Genomic DNA, 18,421 nt, shown 5'->3' with positions numbered 1-18,421 from the left:
TCAGTCCTCCCCATTCCACCGGTCGTCCGCCCGGTTCAGCTCGGCCAGTTCGCGTTCCACTTGGCCGTCTAGCTCCCGGAAGAGCTGTTCCGAGATCCGCCCCTCCAGCACAGCAGTCTGGAGATCGCTCCGGCGACGGCGCAGGTCCTCGAACGAGCCCGCGCGCTCGTCGGTCTTCGCCCCGGCGTGCTTCGGCCGGTGTGCTCCGTCGTGGTTCCGGCCGTTCGCCCCGGGCTTCGTCCGTGCTTTGAGCGTCTCGCCCACGATGTCGTTCAGCCCGTGCCAGACGGACTCGATGCGGTCTTCCATCTCCTTGCTTGCGAACGCGCCTTTGACCGACAGCCGCACCTTGCTGTCGCCCGCTTCGGCATGAATGTCTCCGCCGTAAACTTCTTCGCCGGTCAGCCCGACGTAGAAATCGACCGGGAAGACACCTTCGTACAGTCGCCCGCCGACGTCCCACGCCCGGTTGAGCGCGTTCTCCCGATCGCCGCTGCGCGGTGAATGCCCGATGACCCATTTGACGTAGTAGCCGCTTTCGCTCATCGCGTCCGTCAGCGCGATCAACGTCTCGTGGTCCGGGATGACGCCGGGGAACTCATGGCTCTCCGGGCACGCCGTGGGGTCGTCCTTCTTGTGGTCGGGCACGACGCGCACGTCCTGGTACCGCACGCCGTTCAGGCTCAGTGAGAGGTCGGCGGTGACCTCCGTCTTCACCTCGCTTTCGTACCGGCTGGTCCGGGGGCCGCCCATCGGGTGGTAGAACTTGACGCCTTCCAAGCCGGAAAGCGCTCCCTTGAACGAGACCACGAGAGAGCCGGTGATCACGTCGGTCAGCCGGATCCGGTCTTCGAACCGGACCGACAGGGTCAACCGGTGGTCGGTCAAGGCCCCCAGCGGTAGCTGCTTCCACTCGATCAGCCGTCCGCCGGTCTCGGGATCCGCCTGACTGCCGACCATCGGGCTGTCGGAGACGAACTCGACGTTCCCCCAGGACACCGGGACGTGCAGAGTCAACCGCTCGACCTTGTCGGCCTCGAGGCTTGCGTCGTCAGACGGCCAGCTGCCCAGCCACTGCAGGTCCAACTGAAGTGCCCGCTGGTCCGACTCGGGCACCAGCGATGGGGTCAGCCAGAGTGGGATCGCGTCAACCTCGGGTGCACTGGTGAGCCGATGAGCCAGGTCGAGCTGCCACTTGGCGCCGGTCCGACTCTCGGGTGCGGACAGGAACCGGTGTTCGTGGACCAGACCGTGCAACGGCAGCACCGGTGGAGTGAGGGCCCGGTCGGTGAACTCGAGACCGGCCCGTCCGAGCAGCACCGCGTACCCGGCCGAGAACTCGACGTCCTGTTCGGGGCCGAGCCGGTACTTCGCGCGGTAGTCCCGGAGCCGGTCCTGATCCGGGCGGCCGAAGGTCATGCCCAGGGTGATGGCACCTTCGACCGGTGTCACGGAACTGTGGTAGGTCCCGTGTTCGTCCAGCACGAGCCTGCCCTGCACGACTTCGCGCACCCGGACGGAGTCGATGCTCGGCACGAGCGGCACTTTGGGCCGGTTCTCGAACGCCGCGACGGTCCGCCGGTGATCTTCGAACCAGGCGAGCGTCCCGCCGGCGACGCCGAGCAGAAGCAGGACCAGTCCGGTCACCACCGAGGCGAACATCAGCAGGATACCCAGGACGGCCACTCCGCCCGCGACGTAGACGAACTTGCGGATCGGTGGTTTCACTACGTGTTCGTGGGTGTCGCAGTGCCGCGGTTCGGCTTTTTGGAAGCCCAGACCGTCGAACTCGCTGGTGACGATCGGTCCCGAGCGGTGTTCTGGGCACAGCGGGCGGCCGCAGTGGTGGCACAACGCCGCGATCTTCGACGATCCGCAACGATGGCACCGGGCTTGGGGGGCGCGGGCCCGGATCTTGACAGACATTTCAGTCCTCTCGTGCTGGGTCAGTGCGAGGCTCGGATGCGGGCGAAGCGATCCCGGAGGACGGCGTGCAGCGCGTTCATCTCGCGGGTGATCGTCCTGCTCGTCCGTGGCAGAGCGCCGTACATGAACAACCTGAGCTCGCCGCTCGGGAACGTGGTCGTGAAGGTCTGCCCGCCGCGCTGGATCTGCCGCTCGGTTTCATGCCGGGTGCCTTCGACGTACACCGTGAGCACCAGCTTCTCCGGTCCTTCCGAGCGCTCTGCTCGGCGCACCCACTGACGTTTCGTCCCGTTGTCCGAGGAACTTTGTAACCTAATGGTGAATCCCCTGGTGCGCAGGGCGTTTTCGATGTCCGCGATGCGCGCGTCCTCCGGGATGATCTCGTCGAAGTACAAGTGCTGGTGCGGCCGCAGAGTGCGCTTCGCGAACGCGTCATCGAGGATGAGGTGGATGCGCGAGCTGACCCAGCTGACCTCTTCGTGTCCGCTGCGCTCGGTCTTGCGCCCGGACCCGTCGAACAGCCTGGTGCGCATGCCCGAGAGCAGGTAGTCCGGGATCTTCACCTCGACGCGGCCGTCCAGGCTTACCTGCTGGTAGAGCTCACCGGGCTGCTCGATGACCAGCACCATCGGTGCGCTGAGATATTCGAGCTCGTCTTCCCGTCCCTTGGTGGGTGGTTTGGCGTGCAGCGGCACGTCGCGCCATTCGATGCTGCGCTCGACCGGGTTGTAGGTGATCGGAATCTCGTTCCCGTTGCTGTGCAGTGTGAGCGCGCGCAGGGATGTGATGGACGGCCAATCGAGTGCAACCCGGTCGATCACCGGGTTCGGCGGCTCCCGGTCTTCTTTCCACGGCAGCACCAGCCTTACCTGGACCACCAAGCAGAGGAACGACTCGAAGTTCGGTTGCTGGCTCAGCTTCGAAAAGTCCATCTCGCCTTGTCGGCTCCGCGGCAGCTCGTCGGCGTCGCCCACGGTGTCCGGGTCCAGCAGCCCGACTTCGACGTCGATCGGAACCACTTCGAGGAGCCCGGGTTTCGGTGCGTAGTCGTGGCTGATCACGCAGGCGAGCCGGTCGCCGCTCAGCTCGTCGATCTTGCTCGGGCCGCCTTCGCCGGTGATCGGGACGCGGATGGGAAGCGCGCCGTAGGTGTCGTCTAGGCCCAGCTGCTCGCCCAGATCGCTCTGCTGGTGACCGGCGAACAGCATGTGCCCGATCAGCGCGGTGGCCGGCTCGTCCGAGGGTCGGCGCTGCATCGCGGTCGCGACGTCGTCGCACGCTTGGCGCGTGAAGTGGTCGGCGCCGTCGAACGGCACGACGATCTCGATTTCGCCCGTCGGCGTCCTGCTGCGCCGGGTGGAGGAGTTCCGGGAGATCTCCTGCTCGTAGTGGTAGCGCTCGGTCACCCGCACGGTTTCGGGGTAGGCGCGGGCGAAAACGTCCTCGCCCGACTCCGGCCCGGCTCGGCGCCTGCCGAGTCCACCGACGGCCTTGCGCACCTGCTGGACCCTGTCCCGGGGAGTCGGCATCGAGAAACCCTTTCAGCGCGGTTCGTGCCCAACGACGTCGGCCAGAAGGCCCGCACCCAGATGCGGAGAAGTCCTTCGAACGGCGGTGGCACGGGGATGACGGCCCTCACTCTGTGACAGAACGCGACCGCCGACCCCGTACTAGTACGGGATTTCGTCAGGAAGTTCGCCGAATCGACGCAGACAGCTCAAGTCGGTGACGAAGACCTGCCGGTAGCGGCGATCGAGCGCGCCCGCCTCTTCGAGAAGCTTGAACGCCTTCTCCACCGAGCTCAGTCCCGTGCCGGCCAGGGAGGCGATGTCCTTCTGTGAAAGGGGGATGCCGACCTTGCCCGCCGCACCGGTTTCACCCCAGCGCCGCGTGACCTCCAAAAGTGTCCTGGCGACTCTCACCGGAGCCGGGCACACCATGACGTCGATGCCCCGGCGGTCGGAGCCGCGCAGCCGTTCGCTCAGCACCCTGGCCATGGCCAGGCACGCTTCCGTGTTGTGCTCGAGGAAGTCGTTCAGGTCCGGGCTGTGGATGATCCTTCCCTCGACCGGGACGCAGGTGATCACATGTGCCGACCGCGGTCGCCGTTCGAGGGTCGCCATCTCGCCGAGCAGGTCGCCCGGACCGCGGACCGCGAGCACGACGTCGCGGCCCCGCTCGGTATCGACCACGATCTTGAGCAGACCGCTGAGGACGAGCAGGGTGTGCCGCGCGGAGTCGCCCTGGCGGATTATGCGCTGGTGTGCCTCGTAGCCCACCGGCGTGCCGAGCCCGAGCAACGTCTCCCGCGTCCGCTTGCCGAGCCTGCCGAGCAGGGAATAGCGCGGCCACTTCTCGCCCATCACCGACCGCACTGTGCCGTGTCCGGCGTCACCGAACCCCGTGCTGGCACGGGATTCGGTGTTTCAGGTTGCCAGTCCGGCCGCGATGCGCAACGCGGGCAGATCGATGATCGTCATACGTCGGTACCCCGTGTCCAGCACCTTCCGGCGGCGCAGTTCGGTGAGTGACTTGTGCACGGTCGGCTCGGCGGCACCGATCAGCTCCGCGAGCTCGGGCTGGGTGAGGGGGAAGCCGATCTCCCAGCCGCGGGACGTGAGCCCGCCGTAGGACGAGACGAGTGTGACGAGGATCCGGGCCAAGCGCACTGCCACGTCGTATCCGCTGAAGTCGATGCGGCGCTCTGTCGACCACCGCAACTTGGCAGCCACCATCCGGTTGACGGCCATTGCCGCGTCCGGATGACGGAAGAGGAAGTTTTCGAACTCGGCTCGGCCCACCACCCGCGTGGTCAGTTCCCCGACCGCGGTGACGGTGGCCGAGCGGGGTTGTCCGTCAAGTCCGGAAAGCTCGCCGACCAGCTCCCCGCCGCCGCGGACCGCTAGCAGGGCCCGACCTCCGTCAGCGGTCGTCGCGGTGACCTTCGCGCAGCCGGTAAGCAGGAGGACGACGTAGGTTGTCGACTCCCCTTCGCGAACCAGCACGTCACCGGGCTGGAAGACACGCCCGGCACCGATCCGGAGCAGCCCGGAAACGGTCGAAGGGGACAGTGCGGTGAACAGTCCCTGGTCCGGCAGTATCCGATCGCTGGCGGCCACAGGCGATCTCACCTCTTCCGTGCCGAGCATGCCTGTTTCACCTCACTAGGCTCGCCCGAAAAGGTGTCAGTGTTACAACCCGTTCGGCCCAATTTTCCATCAGCGGGCTAAAAGTGACCCATGCGATTGTTCGAGTTTGTTGATCATTTCTTCGAGCAGGGACCGGCGGCTTGGCGTTGTTCCAGCTTCGGTTGACAGCTCCAACAGGACCGCCGCGACGTCCCCCGGTTCGCGGAACCCGGCCGGGCTTCTCGGGCCAGGCAACCACCAGCGGATCGCCTGGCGGGATGCCTGGTCCAGGGGGCCGCCGTCGCCGGGTACGGCCCGGAACAGCGGCTCGCAGTCGCCGAGAAACGCCAGCCCGGTCAGCCGTCCGACTTCGACGCTCGAATGCAGATCCGAGGTGTCGAATTCTTCGAGCAGGCGGTGTGCCTGGGTGACTTGACCGGTCTCGCGGGCGAGTCCGCCCAGCGCGGCGAGAAGTCGGGCGTGTGGCGCCATTTCAACGATTCCATAACGGCCGGTCGAAACTGTTTCCGTGACGGTAGCGAGTTCGCGCTTCCCGGCGACCTCCAGTACGGAGGAAACTGCTTCGGCGAGCCCGGCAGCCGCTGCCGCGAGTGCCCATTCGACGTCGTCGTCGCGATGGTTCTCGAGCACGAAATGCTGTGCGGCGGCGCTGAGCTGCACTCGCTGGTACTGGCCGTCCCAGGTCGGCGCGTAGTGAGCCAGTTCCTCGATGGCGCCGTCGATCCGCTCTACCAGGAAACTGCCGAGGAGCGCAGGTGCGGGTCTGCTGTGAGCCATCATCGTGATCCAAGGCCAATGCCGGCGCGCCGCGAGATCGCGGTCGCGAAGCACCCGGGTCGCGTGCCACCTCACGGCGAACCCACGACGACTGTCGTACTTCGTGACGGCGTGGGAGAGGGCGGCCAGGCCTTCGATCCGATCCGCCGTCACGACCTCGGCCAGAGCCGTGACCAGATCGGCCGCGTGCTCCATCCCGCCAGGCGAAGTGACCGCCTCGGCGGCGATCAGCAAGAGGTGCAACGGGGAGTCCACCTGAGCGGAAAGAACCAGCGCTTCCCGGTCTTCATCCGATCCGTGGTCCGTCGAAAGTATTCGGTGGGCCACCGCCGCGGCGTCGTCCGCCGGAAGATCCGCCAATCGGGACGCCGAAGCCGCTGGTGGCTTCTCGAGCGGTACCCCGGTGAGAAGGTCGGCGACGGAGTACCCGACGCCGTAGGAGAACCGCCTGCGCAGCAGCTGTGGCCCGGATTTCACTCGCTCGAGCAGCCTGAGTCGCAGTTCGCCGGCAGCTCGGATCTCGGCGCTGCCGGACAACGTCGGAAGGAGTTTCTCGAGCCGTTCGAGGCGGCTCGAGACAAGGGTGGCCCGGACCGTCTCCATGCTTTTCGGAACTACCACACCGAACGCGGCCAACAACTCGTCGGCGACGCCGGCGACCCGCGGTTCACCGGACATGAGCAGGTCCGCCAGGAGAACTTCCAGCCCCTGGACATCGCCCATGTCGATCACCTCGATCGCCGCGATCTGCGTGTCAGGGGCGTAGTCACCGGTCAGCACCGCGCCGAGAACGTGGCGAAGCCAGGGTTTGAACGCCAGGTCGGCGCGGCGCCGGATGAACTCCTGCTCGACTGCTGCGAAGATCTCGACCTGAGTCGACACGGGAGTACCCCGGTCCAGGAGAACAGTGCCGAGACTCTGGAGAGCCGGCGAAATGCCGGTGAGGAGCAGGGCCTCCGCCGCGGCTCGGTGCGCGTACGGACCTGCTGCCTCGTCGCTCAGCACAGCCGTCCAAGCTGGGAGGTGGGCGAGCGCTGCGCTCGGCCGGAAGGAGAGCAACCGCGCCGCGAAGCGCGGATCGGCTGTACCGACACTGCTGACCATCAGGTCCACCACCGCGTCGGGGATGTTCGGCAGCTTCGCCGCGAGCAGACAGATTTCCCGCCAAGCGAACGCGCGTGCGCGCTGCCGGACGAAGTCGCCGCCTGCCAAGAGCGCCTGTGCGGCGAAGAAGTCACGTACAGCCAATCTCACGAACCGTACGCCTTCTCCGACGACCTCGAGGATCCCGTGGTCCACAAGGGTGGTGACATCGGCGTCGGATCGCACGGGCGCCAAGGTATCGACCGCGGCCGCGGCGAGCGGAACCAGCGATTTCACGGTGTCTTCGGTGATGTCTCCGACAAAGTACTTTTCGTACGAGTCACCGATCGGCAGCAGCCGCCTCGCTTTCAATGCGGCTTCGGCGATCATGGTGACGAATCCGGGCGACGCTCCGCCGTCGGTGCGGTGGACGTCGACGATTTCCTGTTCCAGCTCGTTTGTCATCGACTCCGGGAAACCGCGACCCCTGAGGTACCAGTTGACTTCCTCGCTGTCCCAGAGTTCCAGTTCGATCATCGGAATCGCGAACGCGTCGGCGGCCCATGCGCCGTTGCGTGCCGCCGCTGTCAGGCGGACTCGCGGGTAGCGGGCCAGCAGTTCACGGGACCACGCGGCGATTCGAGTGCGGTCTTCGGCGGACACCTCGTCCAGTCCGTCGAGCAGGATGTGGGGTGCGCCGAGCACGAGTGCTTCTTGCGACAGTGGCACGAAGCCCGGCAGAAGGTCGGCGGCGGTCATCAGAAGTGGCAGCCGCAGTGGGCTCGTCAGTGGTCCGGGGCCGGCGATGTCGATCGCGCTCCGGTAGGCCAGTTCGCGGAGAAGCCGGGACTTCCCGGCGCCGGGGCCGCCGGCCAGTACGGCCGAGACGTCATGTCGGGAGATGGCACCTGTCTCGTGGAACGCGCTGTGCTCGCGGGACAGCTCGACGACCAGCTCTCGTGCCCGGTCGACATATCGCGCCCGGACGAACCGGTCCCTCAGTTCGTCGACTCCGGGCGCTTCGACACCCGGGTGCCGCGCGTCCACGGCGGTCAGCAGACCGGTCACCACCGTCACCGCATCCGGGTGGGTGAGATCCATGATCGGCGAGAGCCGTCGCAGGAGCTCTGGTAGTTCGTCCCAATGGGTGAATGGTCCTTCGTCGGTGAGCCATTCGGCGGCCACCGCGGCGGCCGCGTGCACCGCGCGCAGCTCGGCGTCGTTTTGCCCGTCCCACTTGACCGTGCGGTAGGCCGACACGTGCAGCTGAGCCAGGTAGTCGAGCCAGGCGTCGGAGACGGGGAACGCCCGCTGGGCACTGACCCGTACCTCGTGGAGGATCCGGAAGACCACGAGCGCCGGTCCGGTGAGGAGGTCGTCCAAGGTCGTCTCGAGCTTGGCGACCTCGTTGACCAGTGGCCTGATCCGCGTGGCGAGCGCGAGAAGGCGCTGCAGCCGAACGAGGTCCGCGTACGGCAGCGTAGCGAAGACGTCGCGCAGGAGGCTGATCTCCAGCCAGGCCGCGTCCGAGAGGATCGGCTGGTCGTCGGCCGTCCGGGCAAAATCGATCACCATCGGCCGACGATCGACGCACATCACGTTGCGCGCGTTGAGATCCCCGTGCACCACGCCGCGAACCCGGCCGAAGCGCCGATCCGTCAGGGAGGCCCGGAGTCCGGCGGCCGGATCGGCGGTCCGCACCCCGTCCGCGACGACCGACTTCTCCGCTCGCTCGAGGGTTGCGAACGCACCGTCGAGTTTGTTGCGCTGATCGGTGAATCGACTCCGCAGCACATGGCCGGCGGGTTCGTCGCCGGGATGGCCGCCGCGCACTTCGATCCGGATCTCGGGACTGCCGGAAGTCGCTACGCGCAGTTCCCGCCCGGGACGGAATTCGCGTGAGCCGAGAGAGCCGTCGAGCACGTCCTCCGCATAGATGGGCTTTTCCTGCACCGGTGCGGCTTTGAGCACGAGATCCGGGCCCAGTGACGGATTCAGATCCCGCAGGGACAATGCTTCGCGCAGCTTCAGCCGGTTGTGGAACGGGGTGGCCATGTTTCTGAACAGCTCGCCGATCATGTACCTGACTTCCGGCACGGTGGTCGGGTCGTCGAAGGCCTGCCGGACGAGGTCTTCGAGCGTGGGTGCGGGCGTGTGCGGCCGGCCCGCGTAGTCGGCGACGTGCGTATACACCACCGCTTCGACTTCACCCTCACGCGCCGCGGCGGCGTCCACCGCCCCCGGGGTCGCTCCCACGACGGGTGCGCACACAGTGGCCGGGTATCCGGGCAGGAAACGGCTGTAGTTGGCGTACTCGGCGGCCATTTCGTCTGCCGGGCCGATCTTCACGACGCGTTGCCGGGATTCTCCACCGGCACGGAGGACGATTTCGAGGACAACGGCGTCGCTCCGGCCGCCCTCGATCACGCGAGTGATCTCGATGGTTTCGACCGGCCCCTGCCAGCCTGATTCGGAGTCGCTGATTCGCTGCAGCGCGTGCCGGACCATGCCGTTCCAATCGGGCGGCAATTTACCGTCCTGCGTAAGAATCTCGACGTGGGCCACCTGAACCTCCCCGGCGAGGCGTCCATGCGTAGGCTGACACTCTACCGAGGTCCTGTCACCGGCGGAAACACCGGAGGTCGTATGTCGGAGAACGCACGTCGTACCAGGTGGACTGATCTGTGCACCCGATTTCGGCGCATCGTCGGCGACGCCGACTGGTACGGACTGCGCCGAGATTTCGACACACTGCTCGCGCAGACGCGCGCGGGTAACGACACCCTCGGCGGCTGGCAGGCGTTCGAGGCGGAAGTAGTCCGGCTCACCGCGGCGGAGGAGAACCAGACGGTCCGCCACGGCATCGTCGACGACGACCTGTTCGTGGCATACGGCCTGACGAGAACGCACCGATGTCCTCGTGCGCTCTGCGACCGGGTGGTGCGAGCGGCGCCGGGAGAACTGCCCGGCTGTCCACTGTTTGGCGTTCCCATGCCCGAAGAAACCTGAACGACCGGTGCCGGAGCGGCCCCGCACGGGACAACGCCGGCACCGGTCTCAGTCAGTCGCGCTCGATGAGGTGGCCTACCACGTCCGGGCCTGGGTGCGCGTGGCCCGAACCGTCTCGGCGGACGTCGATCTCCGGGAGCTCCACCGGGTCTCCGTTGCGGGCCGCGCCCGCTGGGCGGGGGCCGATCCAGGCCACTCGCAGGGCCGACTCGCCCTTCAGGAAGCGCTGGGCCCTGACTCCGCCCGTCGCGCGGCCCTTTGCCGGGTACTCGCTGAACGGCGTTACCTTCACGCTCTGGCCGGACGATGTGATGACCAGGGGTTCGCCGTGCTCGTCGTCGTCCGTGCGGATCGCTCCGAAGAACACCACCGTGCCCGCGCCCACGTTGATGCCCGCCATGCCGCCGCCCTTCAGGCCCTGCGGGCGGACCAGTGAGGCCGCGTACTTCAGCAGCGCCGCCTCCGAGGACACGAACGCCAGCGTCTCCGAGCCGTCCTTCAGCCACGTCGCGCCGACGACCTCGTCGCCGTCCTTCAGCGAGATCACTTCGAACTCGTCCGAACGGACCGGCCACTCCGGCGAACAGATCTTCACCACGCCGGCCTTCGTGCCCAGCGCCAGGCCCGGCGAACTCGCCGCCTGCTCGCCCAGCGGCGCGATCCCGACGACCGTCTCGCCCTTCTCCAACGGCACCAGCTCGCGCGCCGCCATGCCGCCGCGCAGCGAGACCGTGCCCGCCTGCTCCGGCAGCACCGGCAACGGCAGCACGTCCGTCTTGAACGCCCGGCCGCGGCTCGTCACCAGCAGCACCTGCCCGCGCGCGGTCGTGTGGACCACCGCCGCGACGGCGTCGTGCTTCACGCGGCCGTTGCGCCGGCGCGTCTCCGTCGACTCCTCGGACTCCGCCGCGGTGCGCGCCACCAGCCCGGTCGCCGACAGGATCACCTGACACGGGTCGTCGGTGACCTCCAGCGGCCCGGACGGCTTCGACGCGGCCAGGACCTCCTTCAGGTCACCGTCGATCAGCGACGTGCGGCGCTCGGTCGGGAAGTCCTTCGCGATCTTCGCCAGCTCCGCCGAGACCAGCTTCTTCAGCACCGACTCGTCGTCGAGGATCTTGGTCAGCTCGGCGATCTCCTCGCGCAGCCGCTCCTGCTCCGACTCCAGCTCGAGGCGGTCGTACTTGGTCAGCCGGCGCAGCGGGGTGTCGAGGATGTACGTCGCCTGGATCTCCGACAGCTTGAAGCGCGTCATCAAGCCGTCCTTGGCGGCCTGCGCGTTCTCGCTCTCGCGGATGAGCTTGATCACCTTGTCGATGTTCAGCAGCGCGACCAGCAGGCCGTCGACCAGGTGCAGCCGCTCCTCGCGCTTGCGGCGCCGGTACTTCGTGCGCCGCGTGACGACCTCGTAGCGGTGCCGGAGGAAGACCTCCAGCAGCTCCTTCAGCCCCAGCGTCTGCGGCTGGCCGTCGACGAGCACCAGGTTGTTGATGCCGAACGACTGCTCCAGCGGCGTCAGCCGGTACAGGTCCGCGAGCAGGGCCTGCGGGTTGACGCCGACCTTGCACTCGATGACCAGCCGGGTGCCGTTCTCGCGGTCGGTGAGGTCCTTGACGTCGGCGATGCCGGTGAGCCGCTTGGACTTGTTGACCTCGTCGGTGATCTTCTCGATCACCTTCTCAGGGCCGACGCCGTAGGGCAGCTCGGTGACGGTGATCGCCTGCCGCCCGCGGCTGCCCTCGAGGGGCCCGGTCTCGCAGTTCGCGCGCATCCGGACCACGCCGCGGCCGGTCTCGTACGCGCGGCGCACCTCGTCGAGGCCCAGCAGGCTGCCGCCGGTCGGCAGGTCGGGGCCGGGGACGAACTCCATCAGCTTGTCGAGCGTCGCGGTGGGGTGCGTGATCAGCCACCGCGCGGCCGCCACGACCTCGCCGAGGTTGTGCGGGATCATGTTGGTCGCCATCCCGACCGCGATCCCGGAAGTGCCGTTGACCAGCAGGTTCGGGAACGCCGCCGGCAGCACGGTCGGCTCTTCGAGCGAACCGTCGTAGTTCGGGCGGAAGTCGACGGTGTCCTCGCCGAGCTCGCCGACCAGCTGCATCGCCTCGGGCGACATGCGCGCTTCGGTGTACCGCGACGCGGCCGGGCCGTCGTCGGGCGAGCCGAAGTTGCCGTGGCCGTCGATGAGCGGGACGTTCAGCGAGAAGTCCTGTGCCAGCCGCACCATCGCGTCGTAGATCGCGACGTCACCGTGCGGGTGGTACTTGCCCATCACGTCGCCGACCACGCGCGACGACTTCACGTACGCGTGCGTCGGGCGGTAGCCGTTCTCGTTCATCGAGTACAGGATCCGGCGGTGCACCGGCTTCAACCCGTCCCGCGCGTCCGGCAGGGCGCGCGAGTGGATGACCGAGTACGCGTACTCCAGGTAGCTGTCTTCGATCTCGGTCTTCAGCGAGTTGTCGAAGACGTTCGCCCCGGCGGAGTCGAACGCGCTGGGATCGACCTTGGTGGTGGTGCCCTTGCGGCGTGCCACGGCTGAACTCCTTGGTAGCTGCGAAATTTAAGCGTCGATGGCGTCGCGGTCGATCCGGTCCGAAGAGGCGACCAGCCAGTTCCGCCGGGGCTCGACCTTCTCACCCATCAGCAGTTCCAGCGCGCCCTCGGCGGCCTCGGCGTCGTCCATGGTGATCCGGCGGACCGAGCGGCTGGCCGGGTTCATCGTGGTGTCCCACAGCTCGTCGGCGTCCATCTCGCCGAGGCCCTTGAACCGCGGCACCGGCGTGACGATGCTCTTGCCCGCCCGCTCCAGCTCGGCGAACTTCGACTCCATCTCCTGCTGCGTGAAGGTGAAGTGCGTCTCCGGGTTGCGGCCCTTGGTGACGAGCTTGTGCAACGGCGGCATCGCCGCGTACAGCCGGCCGTCCTCGATCACCGGGCGCATGTACTTCGCGAACAGCGTGATCAGCAGGGTCCGGATGTGCGAGCCGTCGACGTCCGCGTCCGCCATCAGGATGACGCGGCCGTAGCGCATGGTCGTCAGGTCGAACGTGCGCCCGGTGCCTGCGCCGAGGACCTGCACGATCGACGCGATCTCGGCGTTCTTCAGCGTGTCGCCCAGCGACGCCTTCTGCACGTTCAGGATCTTGCCGCGCAGCGGCAGCAGCGCCTGGTACTCCGACACGCGCGCCATGCGCGCCGACCCGAGCGCGCTGTCACCCTCGACCAGGAACAGCTCGCTGCGGGAGACGCCGGTGGTGCGGCAGTCGACCAGCTTCGGCGGCATCGCCGCGCCCTCGAGCGCGGTCTTGCGCCGGGCCGCGTCCTTCTGCTGCTTCTGGGTGAGCCGGACGCGGGAGGCGTCGACCACCTTCTGCAGCACGACCTTGGCCTCGGACTTCGTCTTGCGGTCCTCGGTCCAGGCCTTGACGTGCTTGTCGACGATGCCCTGGAGGACGCGGGTGATGCCGGCGGTGGACAGCTCGTCCTTCGTCTGCGACGTGAACTGCGGCTCCGGCAGCCGGACGTGGATGACCGCGGTCATGCCCTCGAGGACGTCCTCGATCGTCGGCATGTCCTCCTTGGGCTTGAGCAGCCCGCGGGTCTTGGAGATCGCGTCCTGCAACGCCTTCGCCATCGCGCGGTCGAAGCCGCGGCGGTGCGTGCCGCCGTGGACGTTGCGGATCGTGTTGGTGAAGCACTCCACCGTGCGCTCGTAGCCGGTGCCCCAGCGCAGCGCCACCTCGACCTCGGCCCGGCGCTCCACATTGGACTGCATGACGCCCGCCGCGTCCGCCGCGTTCTCCTTGTACGTGCCCTCGCCGGTGATCAGCAGCGTGCCGCAGACCGGCTTTTCGCCCGACGGGGCGAGGAAGTCGACCATGTCGGCGAGACCGTGCGGGAAGTGGAAGGTCTCTTCGTTGATGGTGTCTTCGATCGCGGTGCGCAGCACGTACGTGACACCCGGGACGAGGAACGCGGTGTTGCGCAGCTTGGCCCGCACGCCCTCGACGTCCAGCGCCGCGCCGGACTCGAAGTAGCGCGAGTCGTACCAGTAGCGGATCGACGTGCCGCCGCGTTCGCCGCGCTTCATCTTGCCGACGAGGTTCAGCCCGGAGCGGCGGGTGAACTTCGCCTTCGGGCCGGGCGCGTCGAAGGTGCCGGGGACGCCGTGCTTGAACGACATCTGGTGGACCTTGCCGTCCTGCTTCACCGTGACGTCGAAGCGGTGCGACAGCGCGTTGACCGCCGAAGCGCCGACGCCGTGCAGGCCGCCTGAGGTCTTGTAGCCGGAGCCGCCGAACTTGCCACCGGCGTGCAGCCGGGTCAGCACCAGCTCCACGCCGGACAAACCGGACTTCGCGTGGGTGCCGGTGGGGATGCCGCGGCCGTCGTCGTCCACCTGGACGCTGCCGTCGGCGTGCAGGGTGACGACGACGCGCGTCGCGTGGCCGGCGACACCCTCGTCCGTCGAGTTGTCGACCACCTCGGAGAAGAGGTGGTTGATGCCCCGGCTGTCGGTGGAGCCGATGTACATCCCGGGGCGTTTGCGGACGGCCTCGAGACCTTCGAGATGGGTCAGGTCGTCGGCCCCGTACAAGGTCTCGGCAGTCACAGGGTCGTTCTCCCGGATCGTGGCTCGCGAAAAGTGCTGGTGGTGGTGCGGACTCGGCCTGCACCGTACTGCAGGATATCCGCCCACCCCGACAACTTCCGCGCGCTCCCTGCTCCGGAGTGGCGCGCGCCGCTCGCTACTTGGGGTCGTAGCCCAGGTCGGGCCACAGGCCGAGCAGGGCTTCGATCTTCCGCGGGACCTGGAAGCTGTTCCGGAAGTTCGGCTTTTCGCCGATCGTCGCGAGGCCCTTGCGGAGCTCGCCGAACGCCGGCCGCGCGGACGACTCCCGGGTCAGGATGTAGCAGTAGGTGCGGCGCGGGTAGGCGAACTCGTCGGTGTGGGCCTGCAGCACGAGACCGGGGGCCTCGATCCGCGACCCGACCAGGGCCCGGCCCTGCTTCTGGCTGTAGACGCGGATCACGTGCACGCCGGCGCGCAGCGTGCGCGGCGGGTCCTGGCCCTGGCCGTCGTCGGCCCAGAACAGCTCGACGCGGAACGGCTGTTCGCCGTTTTCGCCGGGATGGGTGTACTCGCGCGCCAGCTCTTCGAGCCGGTACTCGGCCTCCGCCGACGGCTCGCCGCCCTCGACGAGGCTGACGAGGTACAGCTCGGCCGGGCGCGGCCAGGAGGGGCGAGGTACGTCGGTCTGCGTCTCCGGCGTGTCGCCGGTTTCCGGCTCGGTCACGACGGCTGCTGTCGCAACCGGTTCCGGGGCCGGCGTCTCCACCGGGGCGGGCGGCGGCGCGACCTCGGCGACCGGCGCGGGCTCCGGCGGCGGTGTCGGAGCGGGCCGGACCGGGGACGGCGCCGGAGCGGGCGGGGCGGGGCGGACGGGCGACGGCGCCGGCGTCGCGGCGGCGGGCCGGACGGGGGTCGCCGGGCGGCTCGTGACGACGGGCCGGGCGGGCGGAGTGGAACGGGCGGGGGCGGCGGGGCGCTGCGCGGTCACCGGCTTGCCGGCGCCGTACTGCTCCAGGAGCGGCTCCAGGTCGCTCGCCGTCAGCGCGGGGCCCGCCAGGTCGCACCACTCGAGCCAGGCCTCCTGGGCCTCCTCGACGGTGTGCTTCTCGTGGGAGACCGTCACCGCCTCGAACAGCTGCCGCGGACCGGCGGCGGTGACGTCCGCCGAGCCGACGACCACGAACGACGGGTCGTCCTCGGCGATCACCAGCTTCGCGTTCAGCCCGCGCAGCGAGTGCACGATCACGCCCGCCTTCACCCAGTGCAGCAGGGCGTGCGGGCTCGTCGCACCGGACAGCACGGTGTCCAGGCTCGCGTCCGTGATCACCGTGTCGCCGGGTTCCAACGGCAACAGGGCAGCCGCACCGGGACCGACGTGGCCGAAGGCGGCCACCAGGTTCCGGCGAGGCGCGAGCAGTGGGGTGATCGAGCCCCAGATGTCGCGGCCCGTGAGTAGTCGTACCGAACGTTCTGCCAGACCCAGCCGACCGAGCTCCGCGTCCATGTCCCAGACCTTACTTGGTGCCCCCTACGGCTTTGACGGCCGGAATATCTCTTGCTTGGAAGTAGTTGAACGCGCATGTAAGATGAGGGTCGCGAAGGGAGCACGTCATGCAGTTCGGAATCTTCTCGGTGGGCGACGTCACGGCCGATCCCACCACCGGCACCACCCCCACGGAGCACGAGCGGATCAAGGCGATGGTCCGGATCGCGCTGAAGGCGGAGGAGGTCGGGCTCGACGTCTTCGCGACCGGCGAACACCACAACCCGCCGTTCGTGCCGTCGTCGCCCACGACGATGCTGGGGCACATCGCGGCGCGGACGTCGAAGATCATCCTGTCGACGTCGACGACGCTCATCACCACGAACGACCCGGTGAAGATCGCCGAGGACTTCGCGATGCTGCAGCACCTCGCCGACGGCCGCGTCGACCTCATGATGGGCCGCGGCAACACCGGCCCGGTCTACCCGTGGTTCGGCGAGGACATCCGCCAGGGCATCCCGCTGGCGATCGAGAAGTACGCGCTGCTGCGCCGGCTGTGGCGCGAGGACGTCGTCGACTGGGAAGGCAAGTTCCGCACGCCGCTGCAGGGCTTCACGTCCACGCCGCGGCCGCTGGACGACGTCCCGCCGTTCGTGTGGCACGGGTCGATCCGCAGCCCGGAGATCGCCGAGCAGGCCGCGTTCTACGGCGACGGCTTCTTCGCCAACCACATCTTCTGGCCGACGTCGCACTTCCAGCAGCTGATCGCGTTCTACCGCCAGCGCTTCGAGCACTACGGCCACGGAACGGCGGACCAGGCGATCGTCGGGCTCGGCGGGCAGGCGTTCATCCGGCCCAAGTCCCAGGACGCGTGGAACGAGTTCCGCCCGTACTTCGACAACGCGCCGGTGTACGGCCACGGGCCGTCGCTGGAGGAGTTCACCGACCAGACGCCGCTGACCGTGGGGAGCCCGCAGGAGGTCATCGACAAGACGCTGACGTTCCGCGAGCACTTCGGTGACTACCAGCGCCAGCTGTTCCTGATGGACCACGCGGGCCTGCCGCTGAAGACGGTGCTGGAGCAGCTCGACCTGCTGGGTTCCGAGGTGGTCCCGGTGCTGCGCAAGGAGCTGGACTCGATGCGGCCGGCGCACGTGCCGGACGCGCCTACGCACGCTTCGCTGGTTGCGTCGGCTTCGGCTTCCGAGGCGGTGTCGGCATGAAGCTCGCGGTGGTGACGGCGGGGCTGTCGGTCCCGTCGTCGACCCGGCTGCTGGCCGACCGCCTGGCCGCGGCGACGGTGGCGGCGTCCGATTCGCCGGTGTCGGTTTCGGTGGTGGAGCTGCGCGACATCGCCCTGGACGTGACGAAGAACCTGCTGACGGGGTTTCCGAGCCCGGCGCTGCGGTCGGCGATCGCGACGGTGGTGGAAGCGGACGCGCTCATCGTGGTGACGCCGGTGTTCACGGCCGGGTACAGCGGGCTGTTCAAGTCGTTCTTCGACGTGCTGGACGCGGACTCGCTGGTGGGCAAGCCGGTCCTGCTGGGCGCGACGGGCGGAACCGAGCGCCACTCGCTGGTCCTGGACTACCAGCTGCGGCCGTTGTTCGGTTATTTGAAGGCGGACCCGGTGGCGACGGGGGTGTACGCGGCTTCGTCGGACTGGGGGAGCGGAGAGGGCGCGCTGCAGCGACGGATCGAGAAGGCGGGGGCGGAGCTGGCTTCCCTGGCCGCGGGACGGCCCGCGGTGGCGGCCGTGACGGATTTCGTGCCTTTCGACCAGCTGCTGGCGGGCGCGGGGGAGTGATCGGGAGCCACTAGGGTGGGGTGATGGGGTCGATCAGGCAGGTCCAGATCACGTTCGACTGCGCGGAACCCGAGCGGGTGGCTCGGTTCTGGTGCGAGGTGCTGGGGTACGTGGTGCCGCCACCTCCGGAGGGGTTCGCCACCTGGGCTGACTTCGACCGGTCGCTTCCGCTGGAGCGTCGGGGGGCGGCGTTTGCCTGTGGTGACCCGTCCGGGGTGGGGCCGCGGTTGTTCTTCCAGCGGGTGCCGGAAGGCAAGGTTGTGAAGAACCGGGTGCATTTGGATGTGCGGGTGGGTACCGGGCTGGTGGGTGACGAGCGGTTGGCCGCGCTTGAGGCTGAGCGGGATCGGTTGATCGGGTTGGGTGCCGTGCTTGTCGAGGTGCTGCTCGCTGATGGGTTCAATGAGTCTTGCATTGTGATGCAGGACGTCGAGGGGAACGAGTTCTGCCTCGACTGAGGGGTGCTCGCGGTTGTGGCGCTCTGGCGCCGGTTTCGTCGTCGAAGCGGCCGGTTCGGTCTCCCGGGTACCGAACCCGATAACGCAAGTGGGTAACCCCCTCCCCGGCAACAACTTCAACCCGCTCAAGCGACGCATCCGTGTCCAGGGAAG

Annotated in this window: 12 protein-coding genes; 4 read left to right on the top strand and 8 right to left on the bottom strand. The window is 68.2% G+C overall.

From position 1 onward, the window contains the following. The 5 genes from ACZ7OU_RS49900 to ACZ7OU_RS49880 form a co-directional block, all read right to left on the bottom strand. Positions 1-1,728: a hypothetical protein gene (locus ACZ7OU_RS49900; RefSeq protein WP_470260721.1), complete on the bottom strand. Its 1,728-nt coding sequence runs from the start codon at positions 1,726-1,728 to the stop codon at positions 1-3. A gap of 218 nt (positions 1,729-1,946) precedes the next feature. Beyond that, a complete protein-coding gene (locus ACZ7OU_RS49895) occupies positions 1,947-3,455 on the bottom strand; it encodes a hypothetical protein (RefSeq protein WP_470260720.1) in 1,509 nt (502 codons plus the stop codon). A gap of 141 nt (positions 3,456-3,596) precedes the next feature. After that, on the bottom strand, positions 3,597-4,289 hold the full coding sequence (locus ACZ7OU_RS49890; protein WP_470260789.1) for a Crp/Fnr family transcriptional regulator: 693 nt from the start codon (positions 4,287-4,289) through the stop codon (positions 3,597-3,599). Between the two features lie 63 nt (positions 4,290-4,352). Further along, complete coding sequence (locus tag ACZ7OU_RS49885; protein ID WP_470260719.1) at positions 4,353-5,075, bottom strand: Crp/Fnr family transcriptional regulator; 723 nt, start codon at positions 5,073-5,075, stop codon at positions 4,353-4,355. Positions 5,076-5,144: 69 nt separating this feature from the next. Continuing rightward, positions 5,145-9,500 (bottom strand): hypothetical protein, encoded by a 4,356-nt coding sequence (locus ACZ7OU_RS49880; RefSeq protein WP_470260718.1) that lies wholly within the window; start codon positions 9,498-9,500, stop codon positions 5,145-5,147. An 81-nt stretch (positions 9,501-9,581) separates the two neighbouring features. Between ACZ7OU_RS49880 and ACZ7OU_RS49875 the strand changes: the two genes are divergently transcribed. Further along, a complete protein-coding gene (locus tag ACZ7OU_RS49875; protein ID WP_470260717.1) occupies positions 9,582-9,944 on the top strand; it encodes a hypothetical protein in 363 nt (120 codons plus the stop codon). Positions 9,945-9,996: 52 nt separating this feature from the next. On the opposite strand, the gene ACZ7OU_RS49870 is transcribed toward ACZ7OU_RS49875, so the two are convergent. The 3 genes from ACZ7OU_RS49870 to ACZ7OU_RS49860 all read right to left on the bottom strand — a co-directional run bounded on the left by ACZ7OU_RS49870 (position 9,997) and on the right by ACZ7OU_RS49860 (position 16,024). Further along, positions 9,997-12,480 (bottom strand): DNA gyrase/topoisomerase IV subunit A, encoded by a 2,484-nt coding sequence (locus ACZ7OU_RS49870; protein WP_470260716.1) that lies wholly within the window; start codon positions 12,478-12,480, stop codon positions 9,997-9,999. Positions 12,481-12,507: 27 nt separating this feature from the next. Beyond that, positions 12,508-14,559: a DNA gyrase/topoisomerase IV subunit B gene (locus tag ACZ7OU_RS49865; RefSeq protein WP_470245600.1), complete on the bottom strand. Its 2,052-nt coding sequence runs from the start codon at positions 14,557-14,559 to the stop codon at positions 12,508-12,510. Positions 14,560-14,695: 136 nt separating this feature from the next. Further along, positions 14,696-16,024, bottom strand: coding sequence for a phospholipase D-like domain-containing protein (locus tag ACZ7OU_RS49860; RefSeq protein ID WP_470260715.1), 1,329 nt, complete (start codon positions 16,022-16,024; stop codon positions 14,696-14,698). Between the two features lie 107 nt (positions 16,025-16,131). On the opposite strand from ACZ7OU_RS49860, the gene ACZ7OU_RS49855 reads away from it, so the two are divergent. The 3 genes from ACZ7OU_RS49855 to ACZ7OU_RS49845 are packed head-to-tail and all read left to right on the top strand — an operon-like array spanning position 16,132 to position 18,268. Beyond that, entirely contained in the window at positions 16,132-17,226 is a 1,095-nt protein-coding gene (locus ACZ7OU_RS49855; RefSeq protein ID WP_470260714.1) for an LLM class flavin-dependent oxidoreductase, read from the top strand. Beyond that, positions 17,223-17,810 (top strand): CE1759 family FMN reductase, encoded by a 588-nt coding sequence (locus ACZ7OU_RS49850; protein ID WP_470245597.1) that lies wholly within the window; start codon positions 17,223-17,225, stop codon positions 17,808-17,810. The genes ACZ7OU_RS49855 and ACZ7OU_RS49850 overlap by 4 nt, the downstream gene beginning before the upstream one ends. A gap of 23 nt (positions 17,811-17,833) precedes the next feature. Beyond that, positions 17,834-18,268 carry a VOC family protein gene (locus ACZ7OU_RS49845; protein WP_470245596.1) on the top strand — a complete coding sequence of 145 codons (435 nt, stop codon included), beginning with the start codon at positions 17,834-17,836 and terminating at the stop codon, positions 18,266-18,268. Positions 18,269-18,421: the final 153 nt, after the last annotated feature.

Source organism: Amycolatopsis sp. NPDC114505 (assembly GCF_055633615.1).
This window is presented reverse-complemented; position numbering and strand designations above follow the sequence as displayed.